The organism is Algibacter agarivorans, from assembly GCF_039543245.1.
Lineage (GTDB): Bacteria > Bacteroidota > Bacteroidia > Flavobacteriales > Flavobacteriaceae > Algibacter_G > Algibacter_G agarivorans.
Genome location: NZ_BAABJJ010000042.1, coordinates 27,637 through 49,825, shown reverse-complemented (window position 1 = coordinate 49,825; position 22,189 = coordinate 27,637). Strand labels below are relative to the sequence as shown.

Annotated in this window: 20 protein-coding genes and 1 pseudogene; 11 read left to right on the top strand and 10 right to left on the bottom strand. The window is 32.8% G+C overall.

What is annotated here, in order from left to right; genetic code table 11:
- Nucleotides 1-267 precede the first annotated feature (267 nt).
- Nucleotides 268-2,055 carry a DUF885 domain-containing protein gene (locus ABD935_RS14795; protein ID WP_345193328.1) on the top strand — a complete coding sequence of 596 codons (1,788 nt, stop codon included), beginning with the start codon at nt 268-270 and terminating at the stop codon, nt 2,053-2,055.
- Between the two features lie 213 nt (nt 2,056-2,268).
- Here the strand turns inward: ABD935_RS14795 and ABD935_RS14790 are convergent, their stop codons facing one another.
- The 3 genes from ABD935_RS14790 to ABD935_RS14780 all read right to left on the bottom strand — a co-directional run bounded on the left by ABD935_RS14790 (nt 2,269) and on the right by ABD935_RS14780 (nt 4,581).
- Entirely contained in the window at nt 2,269-3,174 is a 906-nt protein-coding gene (locus ABD935_RS14790) for a TIGR01777 family oxidoreductase (RefSeq protein ID WP_345193326.1), read from the bottom strand.
- 173 nt (nt 3,175-3,347) lie between these two features.
- On the bottom strand, nt 3,348-4,076 hold the full coding sequence (gene mnmC2, locus ABD935_RS14785) for a tRNA (5-methylaminomethyl-2-thiouridine)(34)-methyltransferase MnmC2 (RefSeq protein WP_345193324.1): 729 nt from the start codon (nt 4,074-4,076) through the stop codon (nt 3,348-3,350).
- A 1-nt stretch (nt 4,077) separates the two neighbouring features.
- Nucleotides 4,078-4,581, bottom strand: a complete 504-nt coding sequence (locus ABD935_RS14780) for a DUF4920 domain-containing protein (RefSeq protein ID WP_345193322.1) — start codon at nt 4,579-4,581, stop codon at nt 4,078-4,080.
- Between the two features lie 94 nt (nt 4,582-4,675).
- Here ABD935_RS14780 and ABD935_RS14775 point away from each other — a divergent pair, with 94 nt between their 5' ends.
- Nucleotides 4,676-5,743 carry a branched-chain amino acid aminotransferase gene (locus tag ABD935_RS14775; protein ID WP_345193320.1) on the top strand — a complete coding sequence of 356 codons (1,068 nt, stop codon included), beginning with the start codon at nt 4,676-4,678 and terminating at the stop codon, nt 5,741-5,743.
- A 33-nt stretch (nt 5,744-5,776) separates the two neighbouring features.
- Here ABD935_RS14775 and ABD935_RS14770 read toward each other — a convergent pair whose 3' ends face one another.
- Entirely contained in the window at nt 5,777-6,163 is a 387-nt protein-coding gene (locus ABD935_RS14770; RefSeq protein WP_345193318.1) for a pyrophosphohydrolase domain-containing protein, read from the bottom strand.
- A gap of 73 nt (nt 6,164-6,236) precedes the next feature.
- Here ABD935_RS14770 and ABD935_RS14765 point away from each other — a divergent pair, with 73 nt between their 5' ends.
- Both ABD935_RS14765 and ABD935_RS14760 read left to right on the top strand, forming a co-directional pair.
- Nucleotides 6,237-6,422: a hypothetical protein gene (locus ABD935_RS14765; protein WP_345193316.1), complete on the top strand. Its 186-nt coding sequence runs from the start codon at nt 6,237-6,239 to the stop codon at nt 6,420-6,422.
- Between the two features lie 456 nt (nt 6,423-6,878).
- Nucleotides 6,879-7,568: a LuxR C-terminal-related transcriptional regulator gene (locus tag ABD935_RS14760; protein WP_345193314.1), complete on the top strand. Its 690-nt coding sequence runs from the start codon at nt 6,879-6,881 to the stop codon at nt 7,566-7,568.
- A 102-nt stretch (nt 7,569-7,670) separates the two neighbouring features.
- Here ABD935_RS14760 and tnpA read toward each other — a convergent pair.
- Nucleotides 7,671-8,100 (bottom strand): annotated as a pseudogene (tnpA, locus tag ABD935_RS14755) (IS200/IS605 family transposase).
- Nucleotides 8,101-8,551: 451 nt separating this feature from the next.
- Here tnpA and ABD935_RS14750 point away from each other — a divergent pair.
- On the top strand, nt 8,552-9,646 hold the full coding sequence (locus ABD935_RS14750; RefSeq protein ID WP_345193312.1) for a hypothetical protein: 1,095 nt from the start codon (nt 8,552-8,554) through the stop codon (nt 9,644-9,646).
- A 113-nt stretch (nt 9,647-9,759) separates the two neighbouring features.
- Nucleotides 9,760-10,068, top strand: a complete 309-nt coding sequence (locus tag ABD935_RS14745) for a response regulator transcription factor (protein ID WP_345193309.1) — start codon at nt 9,760-9,762, stop codon at nt 10,066-10,068.
- A gap of 499 nt (nt 10,069-10,567) precedes the next feature.
- Here ABD935_RS14745 and ABD935_RS14740 read toward each other — a convergent pair whose 3' ends face one another.
- Nucleotides 10,568-12,607 (bottom strand): dipeptidyl-peptidase 3 family protein, encoded by a 2,040-nt coding sequence (locus ABD935_RS14740; protein ID WP_345193307.1) that lies wholly within the window; start codon nt 12,605-12,607, stop codon nt 10,568-10,570.
- A 195-nt stretch (nt 12,608-12,802) separates the two neighbouring features.
- On the opposite strand from ABD935_RS14740, the gene ABD935_RS14735 reads away from it, so the two are divergent.
- Entirely contained in the window at nt 12,803-13,822 is a 1,020-nt protein-coding gene (locus ABD935_RS14735) for an SRPBCC family protein (protein ID WP_345193305.1), read from the top strand.
- Nucleotides 13,823-13,887: 65 nt separating this feature from the next.
- Nucleotides 13,888-14,253, top strand: coding sequence for a fluoride efflux transporter CrcB (gene crcB, locus ABD935_RS14730; protein ID WP_345193303.1), 366 nt, complete (start codon nt 13,888-13,890; stop codon nt 14,251-14,253).
- A gap of 47 nt (nt 14,254-14,300) precedes the next feature.
- Here crcB and ABD935_RS14725 read toward each other — a convergent pair whose 3' ends face one another.
- A complete protein-coding gene (locus ABD935_RS14725; protein ID WP_345193301.1) occupies nt 14,301-14,903 on the bottom strand; it encodes a DUF1684 domain-containing protein in 603 nt (200 codons plus the stop codon).
- A gap of 339 nt (nt 14,904-15,242) precedes the next feature.
- Here ABD935_RS14725 and ABD935_RS14720 point away from each other — a divergent pair, with 339 nt between their 5' ends.
- Complete coding sequence (locus tag ABD935_RS14720; protein ID WP_345193299.1) at nt 15,243-16,463, top strand: MDR family MFS transporter; 1,221 nt, start codon at nt 15,243-15,245, stop codon at nt 16,461-16,463.
- A gap of 77 nt (nt 16,464-16,540) precedes the next feature.
- Nucleotides 16,541-16,918 carry a VOC family protein gene (locus tag ABD935_RS14715; protein WP_345193297.1) on the top strand — a complete coding sequence of 126 codons (378 nt, stop codon included), beginning with the start codon at nt 16,541-16,543 and terminating at the stop codon, nt 16,916-16,918.
- A 2-nt stretch (nt 16,919-16,920) separates the two neighbouring features.
- Here ABD935_RS14715 and ABD935_RS14710 read toward each other — a convergent pair whose 3' ends face one another.
- Nucleotides 16,921-17,364 carry an Lrp/AsnC family transcriptional regulator gene (locus ABD935_RS14710; RefSeq protein ID WP_345193295.1) on the bottom strand — a complete coding sequence of 148 codons (444 nt, stop codon included), beginning with the start codon at nt 17,362-17,364 and terminating at the stop codon, nt 16,921-16,923.
- Between the two features lie 123 nt (nt 17,365-17,487).
- On the opposite strand from ABD935_RS14710, the gene ABD935_RS14705 reads away from it, so the two are divergent.
- Nucleotides 17,488-17,883 carry a hypothetical protein gene (locus ABD935_RS14705; protein WP_345193293.1) on the top strand — a complete coding sequence of 132 codons (396 nt, stop codon included), beginning with the start codon at nt 17,488-17,490 and terminating at the stop codon, nt 17,881-17,883.
- A gap of 5 nt (nt 17,884-17,888) precedes the next feature.
- On the opposite strand, the gene ABD935_RS14700 is transcribed toward ABD935_RS14705, so the two are convergent.
- Nucleotides 17,889-18,308 (bottom strand): hypothetical protein, encoded by a 420-nt coding sequence (locus ABD935_RS14700; RefSeq protein ID WP_345193291.1) that lies wholly within the window; start codon nt 18,306-18,308, stop codon nt 17,889-17,891.
- A gap of 269 nt (nt 18,309-18,577) precedes the next feature.
- Nucleotides 18,578-22,066 carry a methylmalonyl-CoA mutase family protein gene (locus ABD935_RS14695; protein ID WP_345193289.1) on the bottom strand — a complete coding sequence of 1,163 codons (3,489 nt, stop codon included), beginning with the start codon at nt 22,064-22,066 and terminating at the stop codon, nt 18,578-18,580.
- Nucleotides 22,067-22,189 lie beyond the last annotated feature (123 nt).

Here is a 22,189-nt window from a genome sequence, read left to right as displayed (position 1 = left end):
AAATATGAATAATACTCCAATCCTTTTTAAAAATGAATAGTTTTTGGACTTACTTCTGAAAGTGCCTAATTAGTTATTAAAACCACTTCGTTTGAAGTGGTTTTTTGCTTTTATAAAAACTTGACTTTGTAAAAAAATTCTACTACCTTCGTTTAACAAGCGATAAAGTTCACCTGTGCGGTCCCGATAACTATCTGGATTGTTTCAGTATTGAAACGGAACTTTATCTTTGCATTACCATTCATTGCACGAAAATAATAAACAATTATGAGAAAAATAATTTTAGCAATTTCAATACTTATGATGTGTAATACTTCTTGTAAAAAAGAAATAGAAACATCTATGGAAACATTAAAAGAAGATATTGTTTTTAACCAGCTGTTAACAGACTATAACGAAGGTAAATTAGCATTAAATCCTTTAAAAGCAACCTTCGCTGGAGATAATCGTTTTAACGATCAATTTCCAAATACTTTATCCGATGAATATAGTTTAAAAACTAATGACTTCTACACTAATTATAAAGAAAAATTAGCCAATTTTCAAGATAAAACCCTAACTGAAAGTCAGCAAATGAGTAAAACTGTTTTAGATTGGGATTGTGATATGGCTTTAGGGCAAAACAGCTTTAAAAATGATATTTTAATGCCTATCAACCAAATGTGGACAATCAATTTAACAATGGGACAGTTTGCGAGTGGAAGTAGTGCGCAACCTTTTAAAACCACTAAAGATTATGAAAACTGGTTAAGTAGATTAGACAAATACAACGTTTGGTTACTATCTGCTGAGAAACGCATGAAACAAGGAATTAAAGAAGGTTATGTTTTACCAGCTTCGTTGATTAAAAAAATCATACCACAGTTTGAAGTATTAGCAACCACAGCATTGAAAGATCATTTATTTTATTGGCCAATAAAAAATTTGCCAGCTGATTTTTCTACTGAAGAAAAGAAAGAATTAACTGCTTCTTATACAAAAATATTGAATGATAAATTGATTCCATCATTTAAATCGATGTACATATTTTTACAATCAGACTATGCAAACGCTGGCAGAAAAGATAGCGGAATCAATGGCATTCCTCAAGGAAAAGAATACTATCAACATTCCATAAAAAAATATACAACAACCGCAATGTCTGCGGATGAAATTCACGAACTTGGATTAAAAGAAGTTGCTCGAATTTTATCAGAAATGGAAAAGGTAAAACAACAAGTTGGTTTTAATGAAAGCCTAGAAAATTTCTTCAACTATGTCCGGGAGAATAAAGAATTAATGCCTTATTCAACTCCAAAAGAAATCATTGACAACTTTAATTCGATTCACGAAAGGATGAAACCGCAATTAGAAAAATTATTCGGAAATAAACCTAAAACTCCTTTTATAATTAAACGAACCGAAAAATTCAGAGAAGCTTCTGCTAGTGCAGAATACAACAGAGGTTCTTTTGACGGTACACGTCCTGGAGTTTTTTACACACCAATCCCTGACGCTTCAAAATACAATGTATTTTCTGATGAAGCTTTATTTTTACACGAAGCAATTCCTGGGCATCATTATCAAATTTCATTAACGCAAGAAAACGAAGATTTACCAGATTTTAGAAAAACGCTTTGGTATAGTGCTTATGGTGAAGGTTGGGCATTATATACCGAAAGTCTGGGTAAAGAACTTGGTTTATATTCCGATCCTTATCAATATTTCGGAATGTTAGGGATGGAAATGCACCGTGCAATCCGTTTGGTGGTTGATACAGGCATACACACAAAAGGTTGGTCTCGTGAAAAAGCGATACAATACTCGTTGAATAATGAAGCGGAACCAGAGGCCAGTATTATTTCTGAAATTGAGCGCTATATGGCAAATCCTGGTCAAGCACTATCGTATAAAATTGGTCAGTTAAAAATCCGTGAATTGCGGGCTAAAGCTAAAAAAGAGTTGGGAAATCAATTCGATATACGTGAATTTCACCATGAAATTTTAGAAACTGGTTGTATTCCATTAGAGCTATTAGAATCAAAAATCAACAAATGGATTTCTACTTATAAATAATTTTTTTTCTATTGTTACTAGCAGCCTAAAAAATATAGAAGCGAATATGACAAAGAAAAATATAACAAAGCGAAATGGCAACAATAGGTATCAGTAATTGCCTGGGGATGGTAAGTGCCAATCGGAATATCCCTCACTCTGTGCCTTTTTGCTAACTTAATACTGTTAAGCAACTACCCATAACCGAAACCGTTAAACGAACCGCTGAAAAACTCACCCCAACAAATCCTTCAAAGCGGGCTCTAAACTATTATACTTAAAATAAAACCCTTTTTCTGTTATTCTTTTACAACTCACACGCTGACTTTCAAATAAAAGCATATGCATTTCGCCTAAAACGAGTTTCATAAAAAACTTGGGGATATTTGGCATAAACAAAGGTTTATGCATCACATTGGCTATGGTTTTAGTTAACTCCTTATTGCTAACTGGGTTTGGTGCAACACCATTATAAACACCATTTAAACGGTGTTTATAAACATACAAAAACATATGAGCCAAATCGTTTATATGGATCCATGATTGCCACTGTTTACCATGTCCAAAAGCTGAGCCTAGTCCATATTTAATGGGCTTAACTAGCTCTTGCAAAGCACCACCTTTATTTGATAACACTAAACCAATCCTAATTTTTGATACCGTAATATTTAGTTTGGAAAATTCATCCACAGCATCTTCCCACACGGTAACTACTTGCCCTAAAAAAGAGTCACTAACGGCACTAAATGTATGGTCGTAATAATTAGTTAAAGAATCTGGATATACGCCAATGGCACTTGCAGAAATGACTTGTTTTATGGTATGACTTTCCCCCTTTAAAGCATTAACCAATAAGGCTGTTGTTTCTTTTCTACTCGATAGAATTTCCTTTTTATACTTGGGTATCCATCGTTTTGAAACGGTTGCTCCTGCCAAATGAATAATGGTATCAACATCTTTAAAACAATTGCTATCGATTTCCATAGCTTTCGGGTTCCAATAAAACCCTTGATAGTTTTCTATTTGGATTATTTTAGATTTACTGGTCGTTAAGTAGTTTACTTTTATGTTTTTTTCATGGCAGCATTTTACAATTTCTTGTCCTATCAATCCTGTTGCTCCTGTTATTAAAACGCGCATATTCTTTTTTTATAAAGTTACGAAACGACCTAATGGATTACTAGCATTTTGTATTAGGTTTAACAGAACAGTGATTACTTTGATTGACGGATGACAGATGACTGAAGACCAAAAGCTAGCCGGACAAAGCAACAACTAAAACTGAGACTGATTACTGAGACTGAGACTGTAAACTATTTAACAGCTCTGAGCATTTCGCGTTTTCCAGGAGGCCCAGGAAGTCTTTCTACAGTAAAACCAACGGCTTGCATAGCACGACGCACACTTCCTTTTGCTGAGTAGGTTACCAAAACACCTCCCGTTTTTAAAGCGTTATACATTTTCTGAAATATGGATTCTGTCCATAACTCTGGTTGAACCCTAGCGCCGAACGCATCAAAATAAACGAGATTGAATTTATCTGTATCATCTATTTCATTAAAAAACTTCTTTTGTTTTGTTAATGATAAATGGGATGTTATGGCATGCTTTTCTCCCCAAGACATTTGATGAAGTTTATTAAAAAGGGCTTCATTTTTTTCAGCTTGCAATTGCTTCGGATAATTTAGTTGTTCAATTTCATCTATAGAAATCGGATACGCTTCAACACCAAAATAATCGATATTTATATTCAATTTTTCGGCTTCCAAAAGTGTTATAAAAGTGTTTAAACCAGTACCGAAACCAATTTCTAGAATCGATATATCATCATCATTTAATAAATTATGAGACTTCTCGACTGAGCTCGAAGTGACATCCGATAATAAATTCATTTCAGAATGACAAAAATGATGTAAACCATGTTTTATAAACACATGATAAGCTTCTTGTATAGCACCATGTTTGGAATGATATTGCTCATCCCAATCTGGCAAATGAATGGTTGAAGAACCATCCGCAGTTATTACTACTTCTCGCTTCAAATTATTGTATTATTAAAACACCATCAGCTTCAAATGAATAGGTTCTTTTGGGTTCTGTTATTGTTTCTATGTATTCAGCAGATTTGCCAGCATCCTCAGCATAATGTCTTTGTTCTTTAACCGACACTTCTTCTATAAATGCTTTTCCGTTTACGATAACTGTTTTGCCTGCTATATCTTTTGGTACAAAAAATCCATAATCTTTAAACTTTACCATCACGTCATTCCCATCTTCTAAATCCAATTGCATCCAGCATCCTTTAGCTTGGCAAACATCTTTCACTTTTGCTTTCATTTTAGAATTTATGCTATCGCCGACATTCATGGTTTTATAATGTGATGCCATAGAAGTTGACGCAATAGCATCATCAGCAATTATTTTTTTTCCAAAAGAAACATACTCAATATTTTCAACTTTAACGGGTATTTTAGTGTCTTCTTGACTTTTATTCTTGCAAGAACACATCATTAAAACACATATAACGACTAAGGTAATAGACTTCACGATTTAAATTTTTAACTTTTAAGCGATTTATGTAAATATACCTATTTTTTAAAAGCGATTTTCTTTAAATTTGTGGTTCCTAATAACTAGACTTATGAATGCTATAATCAACGATATAGAGATTATAAAGGCAAAAACTACAAAAATTAACGATGTAGATTTTGATAATTTAAAATTCGGACATGTTTTTTCTGATCACATGTTAGAATGTAATTATAAAGACGGGAAATGGCATGCACCAAAAGTCGTTCCTTACCACCCGATTACTTTAGATCCGTCTGCAAAGATTTTTCATTACGGACAATCTGTTTTTGAAGGTATGAAAGCTTACAAAGATGCAGACAAGAATGTCTGGTTATTTCGTCCGTTAGATAATTTTAAACGTTTGAATATTTCATCAAAACGATTGGCTATTCCTGAACTACCGGAAAATTATTTTATGGATGGTTTAAAGGCTTTGTTAGAAGTTGATAAAGACTGGATTCCAACAAACGAAGGAAGTTCGCTATACATAAGACCTTTTATATTTGCTTCTGGAAACGGGTTTCATGCCTCTCCAGCCGATGAATATAAATTTATAATTTGTACGGCACCTTCAGGCGCTTATTTTTCTGGTGAATTAAGAGTTTTAATTGAAGAAAAATACTCACGCTCTGCTAATGGCGGCGTTGGCTTTGCTAAAGCTGGAGGCAATTATGCTGGTCAGTTTTACCCAACACAACTAGCTATAGAAAAAGGGTATCAACAAGTTATTTGGACAGATGATAATACCCATGAGTATATTGAGGAAGCAGGTGCTATGAATATTTTTGTTCGTATAAACGATACTTTAATTACAGGACCAACGAGTGATAGAATTCTAGACGGAATTACCCGTAAAAGTATTATTGAACTTGCTAAAGCAGAAGGCATTCCTGTAGAGGTTAGAAAAATATCGGTTTCTGAAGTGGTTGAAGCTGCTAAAAATGGCTCGCTTAAAGAAATGTTTGGTGCAGGAACAGCTGCGGTTATTTCACCAATTGCTGGATTTGGATATAAAGATGTTGATTACGAGTTACCAAAACTAGATGACACATACGCTAGCTTTTTGAAAAAGCGTATTACAGATATACAAACTAATAAAGTTGAAGATCCTTTTGGGTGGCGATTTGAAGTTAAATAAATCATAAAAAGAGCGACCAATTGGTCGCTCTTTTTATTTGTCTAATATAAATTGAATATCTGGCTTAAAGTAGTTAGGCCCTTTAAGCACTTTACCATCTTCTCGGTAAATAGGTTGTCCGTTCTCCCCTAGTTTACTCATATTACTACGCTGAATTTCTTCAAACACTTCTTCTATTTTATGTTGCATTCCATGTTCTATAATGGTACCACAAAGAATGTAAAGCATATCCCCAAGGGCATCAGCAACTTCTACTAAATCGTTATTATTAGCTGCATCTAAATATTCTTCATTTTCTTCTCGCATAAGCTTATAACGCAACATATTCTTTGCCAAACCTAAATCTGCTTTAGGCGTTTCTCTGTGTCCGATTTTAAATGCTGTATGGAATGCTTTTACGGCTTCTATTTTATTTTTCATAAATATTATTTTGTCATTCTCGCAAAGGCGGGAATCTCATCATTATTAATTAAATTTGCATAAAAATAACGATATGTTTAGTAAAGGTCAAATCATTTTTGGAATTATCTTCTTTATTGTCTTTGCTATTGTTATTGGCTATACCTATCGTAAAGATTTAAAACTCCATAAACGTTTTTATGCTGGCAGCATCTGGGTGCTCATTGCCTTTATTGCTTTTATATTGTTTATTTCTGCTATTAAGTATTTCTTTAAGTAAAAAATATATCTTGATAATCAAGAATTCTCTTAAAACCATATACACCATACCTTACTTCGGTTTTTTATGCTTTTTATCTAGCTTTTAGTTTTTACAAATTATGTTTATCTAAATTAAATGAGAAATACACCCAGTAATGGGTATATTTTATGTTGCATTACTAACCATATTTGTATTATGAAGGATTAAATTTTAGCTCCAAAACATGTTACGGATTTTAGGATTGCAAGGTAAAGGCGAATTGATGCACTATGCTTTAAAGAAGAAATATAAGCTTTAAATATATAAAATGTTGGTATCAAAGACTCTTAATTACTATTATTTTACAGAAAACCCTTTTATTATTATAGCTTCTCATTTGAATAATAATCTTAATCGTTTAAAAATTTCAAAAACCAAATCTCACAACAAATGATTCAGCCTAATCCAAAATTTATAAGGGAAACCTCTTCTAAATTGAAAAAACTAAATTTTCATAAAAACGATTTTTCTAGTATAAACAACTTCCCACTAAACACAAAACAATGCTTATATGTTGTTGACTGGCAATATTCTAAAGTTTCATTTCAAAGAGATATCCAAAAACTATTAAGCTATAACGAAGATGAATTCACGCTAGAAACCCTACTAAACATTGCACACCCTGATGATTTGAATCTTATTAACAGAATTACCCAAGCGGCTGTAAATCATCTTACCAACAACAGCTGTTTAAATTTACAGAGCAGTTCGCTAAACCTAACCTATCGATTCAGAAAAAAAGATAACAGCTACGTTAAAATCTTGAGACAATCGTCCCTTTTTGAAGCGACCAAAAATGGTAAAATGAAAAGTAATTTATCCTTATTAACTGATATTTCTTTTTTTGATAACCCCGATACCGTTCAATGGGAATTTAATGCACCACACATTGAACAAAAAGCGTTTAAGGAGGAAGTTTATAAAGAGTTTAATAATTTTTTTACGTCAAGAGAAAAAGATGTTATAAAACTTATTGCCGAAAATTGCAAAACTAAAGATATAGCCAAAGCTTTATTTATAAGCGAGCACACGGTTTACTCTCATAGAAAAAATATTCTTAGAAAAAGTAAATGCCATAACGCTACGGAGCTCATGCGGTTTTGCTATAAAATTGGTGCATTATAAAAACCTCAAAAAATATGATGAATAAGACTCAAAATATAACTAAACCACTATGGACTAAAGTGCCATAGGTTTTTAAATTTGACTAAAGTAAGCAGTACTTGATTACTCTAGTATGAATGCATTTGTGTCGTTATCTGATTTTCTATGATGCTCTAAATATTCATTTACCATTTTGTCAGTGATATTCCTAGTACTCCAACACCCATATCCTATGGCCCAAAAATGACCACCCCAGTAACGTTTGTTCAATTCTGGAAATTCTTGCTTCAACCTTCGTGAACTTCTCCCTTTTAGCTTTTTAACAAGATCGCACGGACTGGGAAGATCGATGTTCTATGCGCATATGCACGTGATCCTTACTTACAACTCACTTCAAAACATTAACTCCCTCAGCATCGCACACCTGTATCAAAAGTGTTCTGCACTTTTTTTGAACATCACCTGTTAGGACCGGATAACGATATTTGGTGCTCCATACTATATGCACGGCCATCCTCGAAACTGTATGCCTATTTACACTTTGTTCTGTCATAACACAAAGGTAGGTTTTTTAAAAGCTAAAGCGAGATGCACTAAAGTGCATAGTTTTAACTATTTTTGAGACCAATAAAACAACTACAAAACGTATAATAAAGCAATAAGTAAAAAAACTACCGTTTAACTATAAAGTTTTCGATGTACATCTCAAAATCCCCAGTATTGGGGATTTTTTTGTTTACATATTTTATTCATATTTGCAATTATTAACAGAACTCTCAAACATCAGTTTCATATTAACAATTAATTTCCTATGTTTGAAAGCTTATTAATAATCCATCCCTTTAAAATAATATAATCAATTGAGTATTAATTTTATTTTTATTCATAACAACTCCATACAATTTAAAAAACACTCTGGGCTATCTAAAATAACCGATGTCCATTTGGAATCAAAATCCCTCTATTTCAACAATACAAACATTTAACCACTTAAATCTATTTATATGAAAACCATTAAAACATTATTTATTCTAGCCATTTTTTCTATTGCAACTTACTCATGTTCTTCCGATTCGGAAAACAATGACAACAGTGGAAATGATGAATTGGCCAATATGCAAAACGAAACTGAAAATTCAGCTATTGAAGTTGATGATTTAAATTCAGCTATTGACATAGATGGAGCAACAAAAAACGACGGAGCACCTCCGGCACCTAACAGTAATATAGATCTTCAAATTAATTCCAATGACGCAGAAGCCCATCAAAAATCTGGTTTCAATTTAAAATTTTCAACTTCAGAAACCAATATTGCCGGTGCTTATTTACAGTTTAAGGATGTAAACAACAATAGTGCATCAAATTATTTCGACATTCCAACGTCTAGCTTTTTAACAGGTAAAAACTCAAACACAAAAGGAAAAACATCTTCCAAAGCCTTTAGTACTTCTAGAGGAAATAATAATTTGACGGGCGAAGAGTTCCTAATTGATGTAGATTTTGGAGACGCTATTCCCGCTGGACAATTTTGTGGAACGTTATGTATTTACGATAGTAACAATAACATAAGTCAAGCTGTTACTGTATGTGTTGAAGTTGAAGCTTGGGGCGGAAACGCTTCTATTGTTGGCGATTGGATTGAAATAGAATCTACAGACTTTGATGATGATGAAGCACAAATTTCATGTACTAACGGACAAACTATAAACGTGCCATATGAAGCAGATTTAAAAGAGGAAATAATCCTTATCATTGAAAGCAATGGCGACTTTAAGGTATTGGATGATGAGGAGTATAAATCTATAGATTACGATGCTTCAGCAAATAATTGTGCAGCAATTTATTCTAATGAAATTGAAAAATACAAGGCTGAAGAAACAGGAAAATGGGCATATAATGAAGTAGATAAAACGCTAACATTAGTATCTTTTAAATATATAGATTTTATTGAGCCTCAATATAATGAAGACTACCCTAACGGTGATTTAATACTAGAAAGTGGTAAAGTAGAAATTATTAATGGCAATTTAGTAATTACCGAAACCTATGTTGAAGGGAATGAAACTTATACCGATGTGTATACTTTTAAAAGAAGATAGTTATCTCTTATATTTGAATTACTGACTCTAATTATTTACCTAAAAATCCCCAGTATTGGGGATTTTTTTATTCGTATTGTTCACCTAGATTGTTAGTTATTCAAAACAGATATATGGCAGCTCTCAAAGAAATTTTAAAAACCATAAATAGTATAAAAAAGGAAGGTCACCTACTATCAAAAGAAGAAATCCTGTCCATATTAGAAGCAACAAAGTCCATTACAACACATAAAGAATCCGTAAACTCCCTCATTTTCTTTTTTTCAACCTTAGATATAAAAACGCAGAACAAAGTTAATACTTTAACTAAAAGAGAATTACAAGTTTTACAATACATCGGCAACGGTAAAAGTTCCATACGTATAGCAAAAAAACTAAACTTAAGCACATCTACTATTGAAACCCATAGAAAAAAACATTAGAAAAAAACTGGGATTAGTAGGCAAAGGAAAACTCCTAGAATATGTTATTATTAATAATTTAAGAAAGTTTAGTTCCTAATTAAAAAATCCAATTATGGGCTAGGAAAAATAAAACTTTTCTTGTTATATAAATAAAGTGGTTATTTAGACGCAACCTTTTTTAAATCTAAGCATCTAATAATTAGCTATTACAAACCAAGCAATTCCAAAAGAGATGAAAATATTACTAATTATGAGTGTACTTATTGTTATTAATATAATACTATTAGTTTTTAGTGTAAATAAAAGAACCGATCCATAAATAATAATTTTTGATGATTTATTGATTTTTAGCAGATGTATAATAAAACATCTATTCAAAATAAGACGTCATGGGAATATTTTTAATTATTACACTTCTAATTACAATAAATGGCATTCTTTTAGCCTTTAGCATAAACAGAAAAACAGAACCCTAATTTAAAGATTCTGTTTTTTTTTAATTATATTTTAAAAATTACTAGTTAACTTCAGGCAAAAAACCATAGTGTTTACTGTAATCTAACATTTGACTAACAAATGTTTTTGGTTGTGTTACATTTACACCTGTTATATCTCCATCATCATTTATCTCTGCCACTAAAACTGGATTAACATAACCTGTATATGGTGCAGATATAAATTGTTTATTTCGCTCTAACACTTCTCCATGAATATCTTGGTCTACTTTAACACCATAACCTTCAACTAAAGCTTCAACTGCTTTATAATCGCCTTCAGATTTTATGCGCTGTGTTTCCCTTAATAATTGACCAAATAACTCACGTAATTTTGTATAATCATTTATATTGAAATATGTTTTACCATATCTGCTTACTTTTTCAATAATGTTGCTTGGTTTTCCTTTTTCAAATACCCATGCAGATATCCATTGTCTGTTACGCATATGAGCTTCTTCAACATTATCACCTAAATTTAATCGAATTAATTGTGTTATTAAGCCATTTCTAATGTATGAATCATATGATGCTTTTCCAACGGCTTCCCAATCTTCAACTAAACCCAATTCTTGTAATTTGGGATGATACATATAATACAATGCTACTAAATCGGCACGACCTTCTTCCAGTGTGGACGCATAATTTTTAAGCGTTTCTTTAGTTTCCCCTACTCCTGGGTTTAATTGCCCTGAAGCATGCCCAATAACCTCATGTAAGGCGGTTTCCAATTTGTCGGCTAATTCTCCATGTTTTTCATGATTTAATAATTCTTCATCATCATGAACAAATTCTTTTAAACGATCAGTATTCCCAGCATTATTAGAAGCGTTAATTATATTTCCTAAAGAAACCGATTTACTACCAACAGCTGTGCGTATCCAGTTTGCGTTAGGCAAATTAACTCCAATAGGCGTGCTTGGAGAAGCATCACCAGCCTCACCAGCAACATTTACCACTTTATAAGTTACGCCCACAACATTCTCCTTTTTATGAGCATCCATTAATGTAGAATTATCTTCGAACCATTGGGCGTTATCTGATACAACTTTCATTTTTTGAGACATATCAAAATCATTGATTTGAATAATACTTTCATAAGACCCGCTATACCCTAATGGGTCGTTATATACTTCAATAAAACTATTTATGTAATCAATATTGCCATCCGTAGCAGCTGTCCAAGTAACATTATAATCATCCCAAGTTTGTAAATCTCCAGTTTTATAGTACTCAATTAATAACCCGAGGGCATGACCCTGGGCTTCATTTTCTGCAACACCTTTTGCCAGTTCGAGCCATTTAACAATTTCGTCTATAGCTTCTCCGTATAAACCTCCAGATTTATAAACACGCTCTTTTATCTTGCCATTCTCTTTTACTAATTGCGAATTTAAACCAAATGATAGTGGTTTTTTAGGATTGGGCGATACCTTAGTTTTATAAAAACTTTCAGCATCAGCATTAGTAACATTTGGTCCATAAAAATTAACTGCGGATAACGCTACATTATCAACATCTTTTGCTTGATTTACTTTTTTAGAATCAACATCATTAAAAATAACATTGAAAGCTTCACCTTCTAAGACCGTTTTGGTTTCAGATAATAATGCCTTTAAATAATCAGAAGAAAACACTGGCTTTATTTTATCGTTTGAATAATGATGATGAATACCATTGCTAAACCAAACGCGTTTTAGGTAGGTTTCAAAAGCACTCCAATCATCAGAAGTTTTATCTCCTGAATAGTTAGCGTAAACATGTTCAAGTGCTTTTCTGATTTTAAGATTATGCCTGTAGTTCTGATCCCACATAATATCTCTACCAGATAATCCTGCTTGAGTTAAATAGTAAACTAACTTCTGCTCTTTCAAGGTTAGCGCTTCCCATCCTGGGATTTGATATCTAAGAATTTTAACATCAGCAAATTGCTCAACATTATAATTAAACCCAGAAGTCTCTTTTGAGGCCATTTCCTCAATCTTTTTTTCAGATTTATCATGACCACATGATAATAAAATGGTGCTGATTAACACCAAATTTAATATTGACTTTAGTTTCATTTTATTAAATATTATTTTTTTATCGTATAAAAAACTATCTTTTTCAACCAATTAATTATTGATTCATTTAAAAAATCAACTTTTAACTACTAAAAATTTATTTTTAAGACAACAAATGTAATAATTTATTAATCGAAATTGAAAAATTCCTATATTTGATTTGTTAAATTTTTCAAAAAAGTTAAAACTAAACAGATGAAAGCATTTAAATATATTTTATTCTTATTGCTTATTGCTATTATTGGTATGGCTATCTATATTGCTGTACAGCCCAACTCGTTTGAAGTTACTAGAACGCGTACCATTAAAGCGCCTGCTCCGGTTATATATAATAACGTCATTGATTTTAAAAATTGGGCCTCTTGGTCGTCTTGGGTTGAAGCGAACCCAGATATGAAAATAACATTGCCAGAACAAACCTCAGGTATTAATGGGTCTTATTCTTGGGAAGACAAAGATGGTGTTGGGACCATGAAAACTATTGAAGCCGTTCCTAATAAAACAATCCAGCAACAAATGCAATTTGCCGATTTCCCTGCTTCTAATGTGTCATGGGATTTTAAGCCAAATGAAGATGGCACAACGGATGCTACTTGGACTATTTCTGGTAAGGATTTACCATTTGGCTTTAAAGCATTCGCTACTTTAATGGGAGGAATGGAAAAACAAATTGGACCACATTACGAGCGCAGCCTGGAAAAGTTAGATAGTATTGTTATTGCCGACATGAAAAGATATAGTGTAAATGTAGATGGTATCACACAACACGGTGGAGGCTACTATATTTATAATACAGCCTCATGGAAAATATCTGATTTGGCAAACAAAATGCAAGAAATGATGCCTAAAGTTGGCAGGTATGCCATGAACAACAAAATAAAAATGGCCGGTGCACCTTTTACAATTTACCATAAATGGGATGAAGAAAACAATGCGGTTATGTTTTCCTGCTGTGTCCCTACTACTGAAAAAGTAATTTCTTCCGAACCTGATATTTTAACAGGACAATTAAAACCCTTTAAAGCTATTAAAACGACTTTAAAAGGTAACTACGTTAATTTAAAAGAAGCTTGGGAAACGGCTATGAAGTATATTTCAGAAAATAGCTTAATGCCTGAAGAAAATGGATCTACCTTAGAAATATATCTTACAGACCCAATGGAAACTCCTAATCCTGCCGATTTGATTACAGAAATCTACATTGCCATAAAATAAACCCATATGTGCATTTATAATTTAAATCCAATACTAAATATTGAAGCTCTTTAATTTTTAAATAAATGAAACAAATTTTACTGGTTTTTTTAGGTGGTGGTTTTGGTAGCGTATTACGTTATATTATTGGAAAATATCTTAATAGTGCCGAAAATGGTATGCCTTATGGTACGTTTGCTGCTAATATTATAGGAAGTTTACTTATTGGTGTTATACTTGGTTTAGCTGCTAAAAATGATACACTTTCGCAAAATCAAACCTTGCTTTTAGCTACCGGATTTTGTGGTGGATTTACAACCTTTTCAACCTTTGCTTATGAAAATCATGTGTTTTTAAAATCTGGCGATTTTACCAGTTTTGCTGTTTATACCATTGCAAGTTTTGTAATTGGGTTTTTGGCTGTTTTTGCTGGGATGTATTTGGTGAAGTGAAACTTGACTTTATCAGAAAAACTAGCTGACTTCGTTCAACAATTCAACTAATGCTTCTCAAAAGCCTTCACCCCAGCCTCTACTCTAGTTTTTAAATAATTTTTCCTTGGTACTATTGGGCAAGAATATTTATCATTATAAGCACAGTAAGGATTATAGGCCGTATTAAAATCAATAATCATGGTATCGGTTTCAGGGATTCTAGCATCAATGTAACGTCCGCCACCATAACTTTCCAATCCGTTGGTTTCATCTAAAAAAGGTAAAAACAAATAGTTTTCATAGCCTTCTTTTTGCATTAAATCTTTTCCTTGATAAATATTTAATTGATGCTTTTCTCCTTTCAATTCAAACGTTAAAATTCCAAAAACACGTTCCTTAGATATTCTATCTGTGGTTGTTTTCATATTAAACCATTTAGCGTTTGATGTTCTTTTCAATTCGGCTTTTATAACATAAGTAGAATCAAACTTAAAAAAATCTAAGCCCTCAAATACCTTTCTGTCTTTATCTTTTAATGGCGATTTGGTTGCATCTTTATATTCTGCATTTAATTCTTTTTGAAATTTAGTTTCTCCTTTTATGGGACGTTTTTTTTGAGCACAACTTAATGATGCAATGAATAATAACAGTATGAATACATTCTTCATTTTAAAAAATTTTCATTTCAAAAATACAACTTACATTTATTTTGTATAGCTTTGGACAATTAAAAAACTAAAAATGCGCAGTAACGTCACAATTTATAGAAAGCAATGGACCTCTTGTTTAAGAGCAGGAAGTTGGACTTGTTATGTATTGTGGTGATATAAATATAAAATATTACAATATGTAAAAGTCCGGCTGTAAAGTCGGACTTTTTATTTTTAGTGAAACCATTAATTTAAAAGTTAGCGCATTAAATTGATTTAGTTGAACTAATTCTGATGCATATCAGAATCTATTAAAACCAAAACATGTAGAAACAGAAACTTGAACAATCAGAACTCATGCAAAAACTATTCAACAATTACTTAAACACTTTTAAAGGCTTATCTCAAGAAGTATGGTGGCTATCTCTTATCACTTTAATAAATAGAGCTGGCACTATGGTGATTCCATTTTTATCATTATACCTAACCAAGAGCCTTAATTTTACATTGAGTGATGTGGGTTGGATTATGAGTGCCTTTGGATTGGGTTCTGTAATTGGTTCCTGGTTAGGCGGAAAACTTACAGACAAAATAGGCTACTATAAAGTTATGACATTTAGCCTATTAACTACTGGAATACTATTTATTGCCCTACAGTTTTTAATAACATTTGAGTCTTTTTGTCTAGGCATATTTTTAGTTATGCTCGTTGCTGATATGTTTAGACCAGCCATGTTTGTAGCGCTGAGTGCATACAGCAAACCTGAAAACAAAACACGGTCGGTAACTTTAATTAGACTTGCCATAAATCTAGGATTTTCTGCAGGACCAGCTATTGGCGGCATTATCATAACCACACTTAGTTACGGCGGGTTATTTTGGGTTGATGGTATTACATGTATCATTGCGACTTTGGTTCTTATTAATGTTTTGAATCCAAAAACGACTAAAACATTAGATGATGTAAAAACTGAAAACCCAAAATCAGCTTATCATGATAAGGCATTCTTAATATTTTTAATGGCCATGATGATTTTTGGAGTAGTGTTCTTACAATACTTCTCTACGATGCCTTTATACTATAAAGATGTACATGCTTTAACCGAATTAGAAATAGGCATCCTTTTAGGAATGAATGGTTTTATCATTTTCGCATTAGAAATGCCTTTAATTAAATGGCTAGAAAACACAACGTTTACTAAATCTGGATTAATGCTATTTGGTGCTATACTTACAGGTTTGAGTTTTCTCATATTAATTATGACCGATTGGATAGGTGTTTTAGTAATCGGGATGCTATTAATGACTTTTGGAGAAATGATAGCTTTTCCGTTTTCTAACGCTTTTGCTATGGATAGAGCAAAAAAAGGAAACCAAGGCGAGTATATGGCATTATATTCCATTGCATTTTCTGTGGCCCATATTTTCGGGCACAATGCAGGTATGCGAATGGTAGATAGTTTTGGTTTTAATAACACATGGCTTTTTATAACTATACTAGCTGCACTTTGTGTATTTTTATTATTTATTTTGAGTCAATATTTAAATCGAAAAAAACGCCTCAAAACAAAATATTGAGGTTTTAGTTTTTCAAATTTATTAGGCATTTCCATAAAACCGATAGTTATCGCGAGGGAAACTAAAAAGAAAAGAATATGAATTTAAATCAAATAACAATTCCGTCTTTAGATGTTAAAAAAGCGGTTGAATTTTACAAAACCTTGGGGTTGCTCCTTATTGTAGATGCCAGTCCAAGGTATGTTAGGTTTGAATGCCCTGATGGTGATGCTACATTTTCCATTCATCAAGTTGATAAATTGCCAAACGAGACTGGTATTTCTATTTATTTTGAAGACGAAAATTTAGATGACTGGGTTTCTAGCCTTCTAAAAAAAGATATTACTTTCAAACAATTACCTGAAGATAAAATGTGGTTGTGGCGCGAAGCCCATTTGCAAGACCCAGATGGAAATAACATTATATTATATCATGCTGGTAAAAACAGAAAAAATCCGCCTTGGCGCATTGACTAAACCTATTTTATAGGTATCACTTCCTTTTGCTTAACAACACGAGACAAAACAATTTGTGTTTTTGATTCACCATAACTAATAAGCTGATCTATAAAAGCTTCAAGATGTTTTTGATTTTTTAAAACCACTTCCATAACAATATTTTCATCACCAGTAATTCGGTAACAATTAATCACTTCATCATAGGTTTTTACTTTATCCAAAAAAGGTTTCAATTTCCCCATAAAGGCCCGCAATGTAATAATTGCTTTTAGCTGATAACCTATTTCAAATGGAGATACGATGGTTTTATAGCCTTCAATAACCCCCATGTCTTCCATCTTTTTAATACGTTCTGAAACCGCAGGAGAACTTATACCAACTTGTCTTCCAATTTCGGCATTAGAAAGTCTTGCATTTTGCTGTAAACACTTTAAAATCTTAACATTAAGAGCATCTATATCCATTTAAAAGAAAATTAACTATAAAAAATTAAAATCTAAAGCAAATATACAATATTACTTTAAAATCTAAAGTTGAATATAATTTCTTGTGACTAATTTTGATGAAATTGCTTAGAGAAAAAAATTATGCTATCGAATACCCCATCAAACCTATCGGAATTACCGGTTTATCAAAAAGCCTTAGAGATTTTCGCTTTATCTCAAAACATCTCTACGTACCTAAACCACGACCTATCTAACTTAAAATTAGATGGTTCTGAAGACAACAACATCTATTTTTCAGGTGATATTGTGCAACAATCTGTATCTTTAGTTCCTGAAATTGTAAATGCAGAACTAGAACGTTATTCTGATAGAAAGCACAAACATATTGATTCACTTAAACGACTTACAAATAAGTTGTACAAAAACTCATATAGATTGGAACGTTCTAACAGTAACGGAAAAGATTTCTTGCCTGTTTTACGTAGTGAATTAAAAAAGTTTAGAAAACTCCAGAGATCTTGGATGTTAACTTTGTAAAGTTCTTATAAAATTTTCACAAACTTTTCACCACAACCTTCAATACAAGGATACCACAATATTAAATTTGAAGATTCTATTTCAAAACTGATTCTATAAAAATCGGAATTACAATCATTTGGCGTAATTTCTCCCCCATTTAATCCACTTTCAGAATCAAGTACAAAAGTTCCAGAACCAGAGTTGTTTTCTGTACCCATAAAACATAATGTACCACTAGCGGTAACCGTTCCATTACTAAAAAACTCTACTGTTCTGTTACTGTTTATAGGCTGAAAAGTACCACTACCATCTCCTGGGTCTGCTAATTGCTCTATGACCCTCCATTTACCTAATAATTCAGGATTATCATTTTTTGGCTTAGCGTCATCAGACGTACAATTGATTAAAAGTAAGGCTAACAGAATTAAGATGGAATTTTTCATTTTTGTAGGTTTTAATATTTATTACTAGATGGTGAATACAAAAAATGGTTGCGTTGCGTTGATTTAAAATAAAAACAAACAGTGGTTCTTAATACGTTTTACTTTCATTTAAAGATCCCGATTCTAAGCTCGGGATAAGCGATTCACACACTTTTTGTAAAAACAAAAAGTGGTTCTTAATACGTTTTACTTTCATTTAAAGATCCCGAGTCTAAGCTCGGGATAAGCGATTCACACACTTTTTGTAAAAACAAAAAGTGGTTCTCTGCTTACATATTTCTTCTATACTGCCCTCCTACTTCAAATAGCGCCTTTGTAATTTCACCTAAAGAACACACCTTACAGGCTTCCATTAAAGCTTCAAAAATATTCTCATTATTTATGGCTTTATGTTGAAGTTCTTTCAATAATGCTTCCGTATCATTTATTTTATGAAGGTTTTCTAAAGTTTTAATTTGAAATTGTTTTTCTTCCCCAGTAGCCCGAATAACTTCTGCAGGTAATACCGTTGGAGACCCTTTACTGCTTAAAAACGTATTCACACCAATAATAGGAAATTTACCGTTATGCTTCAATGTCTCGTAATACAAACTTTCTTCTTGAATTTTAGATCTTTGATACATGGTTTCCATGGCTCCTAAAACGCCGCCGCGTTCGGTAATTCTATCAAATTCTAACAGCACTGCATCTTCTACCAAATCGGTTAATTCTTCAATAATAAAAGAACCTTGTATAGGATTTTCATTTTTAGCTAATCCCAATTCTTTATTAATGATTAATTGTATAGCCATAGCACGACGTACAGATTCTTCTGTTGGTGTTGTTATTGCTTCATCATACGCATTGGTATGTAAGGAGTTACAGTTATCGTAAATAGCATAAAGCGCTTGAAGCGTAGTTCTAATATCATTAAAATCAATTTCTTGGGCATGTAAACTGCGTCCAGAGGTTTGAATATGATACTTCAACATTTGTGCTCTTGGGTTAGCACCATACTTATGCTTCATGGCTTTTGCCCATATTTTACGAGCAACACGACCAATTACAGCATATTCTGGATCAACACCATTTGAGAAGAAAAACGACAAGTTTGGACCAAACTTATTAATATCCATACCTCGACTTAAATAATATTCCACGTAAGTAAATCCATTAGATAGCGTTAAAGCTAGCTGAGTGATTGGATTAGCACCGGCTTCTGCTATATGATACCCAGAAATAGAAACCGAATAGAAGTTACGCACATTATTTTCTATGAAATATTCTTGAACATCACCCATAAGGCGCAAGGCAAATTCTGTAGAAAAAATACAGGTGTTTTGTGCTTGATCTTCTTTTAAAATATCGGCTTGAACGGTACCCCGAACTTGAGCAATGGTTTTAGTTTTAATATCTTGATAAATAGCTTCAGGCAACACCTGATTTCCTGTTACTCCCAAAAGCATTAAGCCTAAACCATTATTTCCTTCGGGTAGTTTACCATTATATTTTGGTCGTTCTTTGTCTTTATAAATCTTAGCTATTTTCGATTCAACTTTTTTTTCTAAGCCATTTTCTTTGATATAAATTTCGCATTGTTGATCAATGGCTGCGTTCATAAAAAAGCCTAACAACATGGGTGCTGGTCCATTAATGGTCATACTCACCGAGGTCATAACATCTGCTAAATTAAAACCAGAATATAGTTTTTTAGCATCATCTAAACAGCAAATAGAAACGCCTGCATTACCTATTTTCCCGTAAATATCTGGACGATAATCTGGGTCGTTACCATATAGCGTCACACTATCAAAAGCTGTAGATAAACGTTTAGCAGGTAAACCTGCACTTACATAATGAAAACGTCTATTGGTACGCTCTGGCCCACCTTCACCTGCAAACATTCTTGCTGGATCTTCTCCTGTTCTTTTAAAAGGATATAATCCAGATGTATATGGAAATTCTCCTGGAACATTTTCTTGTAAGCACCATCCTAAAACATCCCCCCATGCTTGATATTTTGGCAAAGCTACTTTAGGTATTTTTGTATGTGATAATGATTCGGTTTGGGTTTCTAATTTAATTTCTTTATCTCTTACCTTGAAAGCATAAATTGGGCTTTTGTACTTATTAACTTTCTCGTCCCAACCCGTTATTATTTCCCAATTATGCGGATCTAAATTTAGTTTTACTCGGTCGAATTCTGCAATAAGAAGCTTAACAAAATCCTTATTATTTGAAGAATTTACAGATTCAGAGTCAATTCCTGATTTATCTAATTCTGGTGAATAACCAACAACAGATTCTAATGTTTTAAATATACCATAAAGCTTTTGGGCAACCTCGACTTGCTGAATAGCTTTTTTATCGTACGCGCGATTACTTTCTGCTATTTCTGATAAATACCGAGTTCTTGAAGGCGGAATCACGAAAATTTTCTCGCTCATTTCATTTGAAATGATGAACGTAGATTTTAAATCCGCTTCTGCTTTTTCAACTAACATATCTATAACCGCTTTATAAAGCGTATTCATTCCAGGGTCGTTAAACTGAGACGCAATCGTTCCATAAACGGGTAATTCATCTTGAGGAATATCCCAAAGATTATTGTTACGCATGTATTGTTTTTTTACATCGCGTAAAGCATCAAGAGCACCCCGTTTGTCGAATTTATTAATAGCCACCAAATCAGCAAAATCTAGCATATCGATTTTTTCCAATTGTGTGGCAGCTCCAAATTCGGGTGTCATGACATATAAAGACACATCAGAATGTTCAATAATTTCTGTATCAGATTGACCAATCCCTGAAGTTTCCAAAATAATTAAGTCAAATTCCGCAGCTTTTAAAACTTCAACGGCTTCATTTACATATTTAGACAATGCTAAATTAGATTGTCGTGTTGCTAAACTGCGCATATAAACTCTAGGAGAATTAATAGCATTCATTCTAATTCTATCTCCTAATAAAGCGCCACCTGTTTTTCGTTTAGAAGGATCAACCGAAATAATCCCAACTGTTTTTTCAGGAAAATCAATTAAAAATCGTCTAACTAATTCATCAACTAAAGACGATTTCCCTGCACCTCCTGTTCCTGTAATTCCTAAAACCGGAGCCCCACCTAGCCTCCCCAAAGGGGAGGAACTCTTACTCTGCTGAGTAAAAAGACTTTCGAAAGCTTCGTGATTATTTTCAGCAAGGGAAATTAAACGCGCAATGGTTTTTACGTCTTTAATTTTTAAGCTTTCTATAACCTTTTCTTTTCCCATCTCTAACAACCAAGAGTCATCTTCATTACAAACTTTTCCAGTTTGTAGTTTCTCCCCTTTGGGGAGATTAAGAGGGGCTTCGGCCTTTTTCACCAAATCGTTAACCATCCCTTGCAATCCCATTTCACGACCATCATCTGGAGAATAAATACGTGAAATACCATAATCCATCAATTCTTTTATTTCCGAAGGCAAAATAACGCCACCGCCACCGCCAAAAATCTTAATATGCTCTGCTCCCTTTTCTTTTAAAAGGTCATACATATATTTAAAATATTCGTTGTGCCCACCTTGATATGAGGTCAAACAAATAGCATTAACATCTTCTTGAATCGCTGTATTTACAACCTCTTCAACACTTCTATCATGCCCTAAATGGATTACTTCTACACCTGTAGCTTGAATAATACGTCGCATAATATTTATAGATGCATCATGTCCATCAAAAAGTGAGGCCGCTGTAACTATGCGTACTTTATGTTTTGGCTTATAAGGTATTTCTTGGTTCATTCGTAAAGATTCTTGGATTTTAGTATCGCAATTTACGAAATATTCAAAAAAATAAATGGATTACGTAAAATTATCTAAAATTATAATACATATTATATCTTATGTTTTTTTAAACTAATTTTA

What these genes read in the sequence shown, in the direction of transcription:
- crcB (WP_345193303.1), top strand. Translation starts at nt 13,888, where the DNA reads ATGAAACAAATTTTACTGGTTTTTTTAGGTGGTGGTTTTGGTAGCGTA.
- ABD935_RS14700 (WP_345193291.1), bottom strand. Translation starts at nt 18,308, where the DNA reads ATGAAAAATTCCATCTTAATTCTGTTAGCCTTACTTTTAATCAATTGT.
- ABD935_RS14710 (WP_345193295.1), bottom strand. Translation starts at nt 17,364, where the DNA reads ATGGATATAGATGCTCTTAATGTTAAGATTTTAAAGTGTTTACAGCAA.
- ABD935_RS14735 (WP_345193305.1), top strand. Translation starts at nt 12,803, where the DNA reads ATGAAAGCATTTAAATATATTTTATTCTTATTGCTTATTGCTATTATT.
- ABD935_RS14740 (WP_345193307.1), bottom strand. Translation starts at nt 12,607, where the DNA reads ATGAAACTAAAGTCAATATTAAATTTGGTGTTAATCAGCACCATTTTA.
- ABD935_RS14715 (WP_345193297.1), top strand. Translation starts at nt 16,541, where the DNA reads ATGAATTTAAATCAAATAACAATTCCGTCTTTAGATGTTAAAAAAGCG.
- ABD935_RS14720 (WP_345193299.1), top strand. Translation starts at nt 15,243, where the DNA reads ATGCAAAAACTATTCAACAATTACTTAAACACTTTTAAAGGCTTATCT.
- ABD935_RS14705 (WP_345193293.1), top strand. Translation starts at nt 17,488, where the DNA reads ATGCTATCGAATACCCCATCAAACCTATCGGAATTACCGGTTTATCAA.
- ABD935_RS14745 (WP_345193309.1), top strand. Translation starts at nt 9,760, where the DNA reads ATGGCAGCTCTCAAAGAAATTTTAAAAACCATAAATAGTATAAAAAAG.
- ABD935_RS14725 (WP_345193301.1), bottom strand. Translation starts at nt 14,903, where the DNA reads ATGAAGAATGTATTCATACTGTTATTATTCATTGCATCATTAAGTTGT.
- ABD935_RS14775 (WP_345193320.1), top strand. Translation starts at nt 4,676, where the DNA reads ATGAATGCTATAATCAACGATATAGAGATTATAAAGGCAAAAACTACA.
- ABD935_RS14795 (WP_345193328.1), top strand. Translation starts at nt 268, where the DNA reads ATGAGAAAAATAATTTTAGCAATTTCAATACTTATGATGTGTAATACT.
- ABD935_RS14790 (WP_345193326.1), bottom strand. Translation starts at nt 3,174, where the DNA reads ATGCGCGTTTTAATAACAGGAGCAACAGGATTGATAGGACAAGAAATT.
- ABD935_RS14695 (WP_345193289.1), bottom strand. Translation starts at nt 22,066, where the DNA reads ATGAACCAAGAAATACCTTATAAGCCAAAACATAAAGTACGCATAGTT.
- ABD935_RS14750 (WP_345193312.1), top strand. Translation starts at nt 8,552, where the DNA reads ATGAAAACCATTAAAACATTATTTATTCTAGCCATTTTTTCTATTGCA.
- ABD935_RS14765 (WP_345193316.1), top strand. Translation starts at nt 6,237, where the DNA reads ATGTTTAGTAAAGGTCAAATCATTTTTGGAATTATCTTCTTTATTGTC.
- ABD935_RS14770 (WP_345193318.1), bottom strand. Translation starts at nt 6,163, where the DNA reads ATGAAAAATAAAATAGAAGCCGTAAAAGCATTCCATACAGCATTTAAA.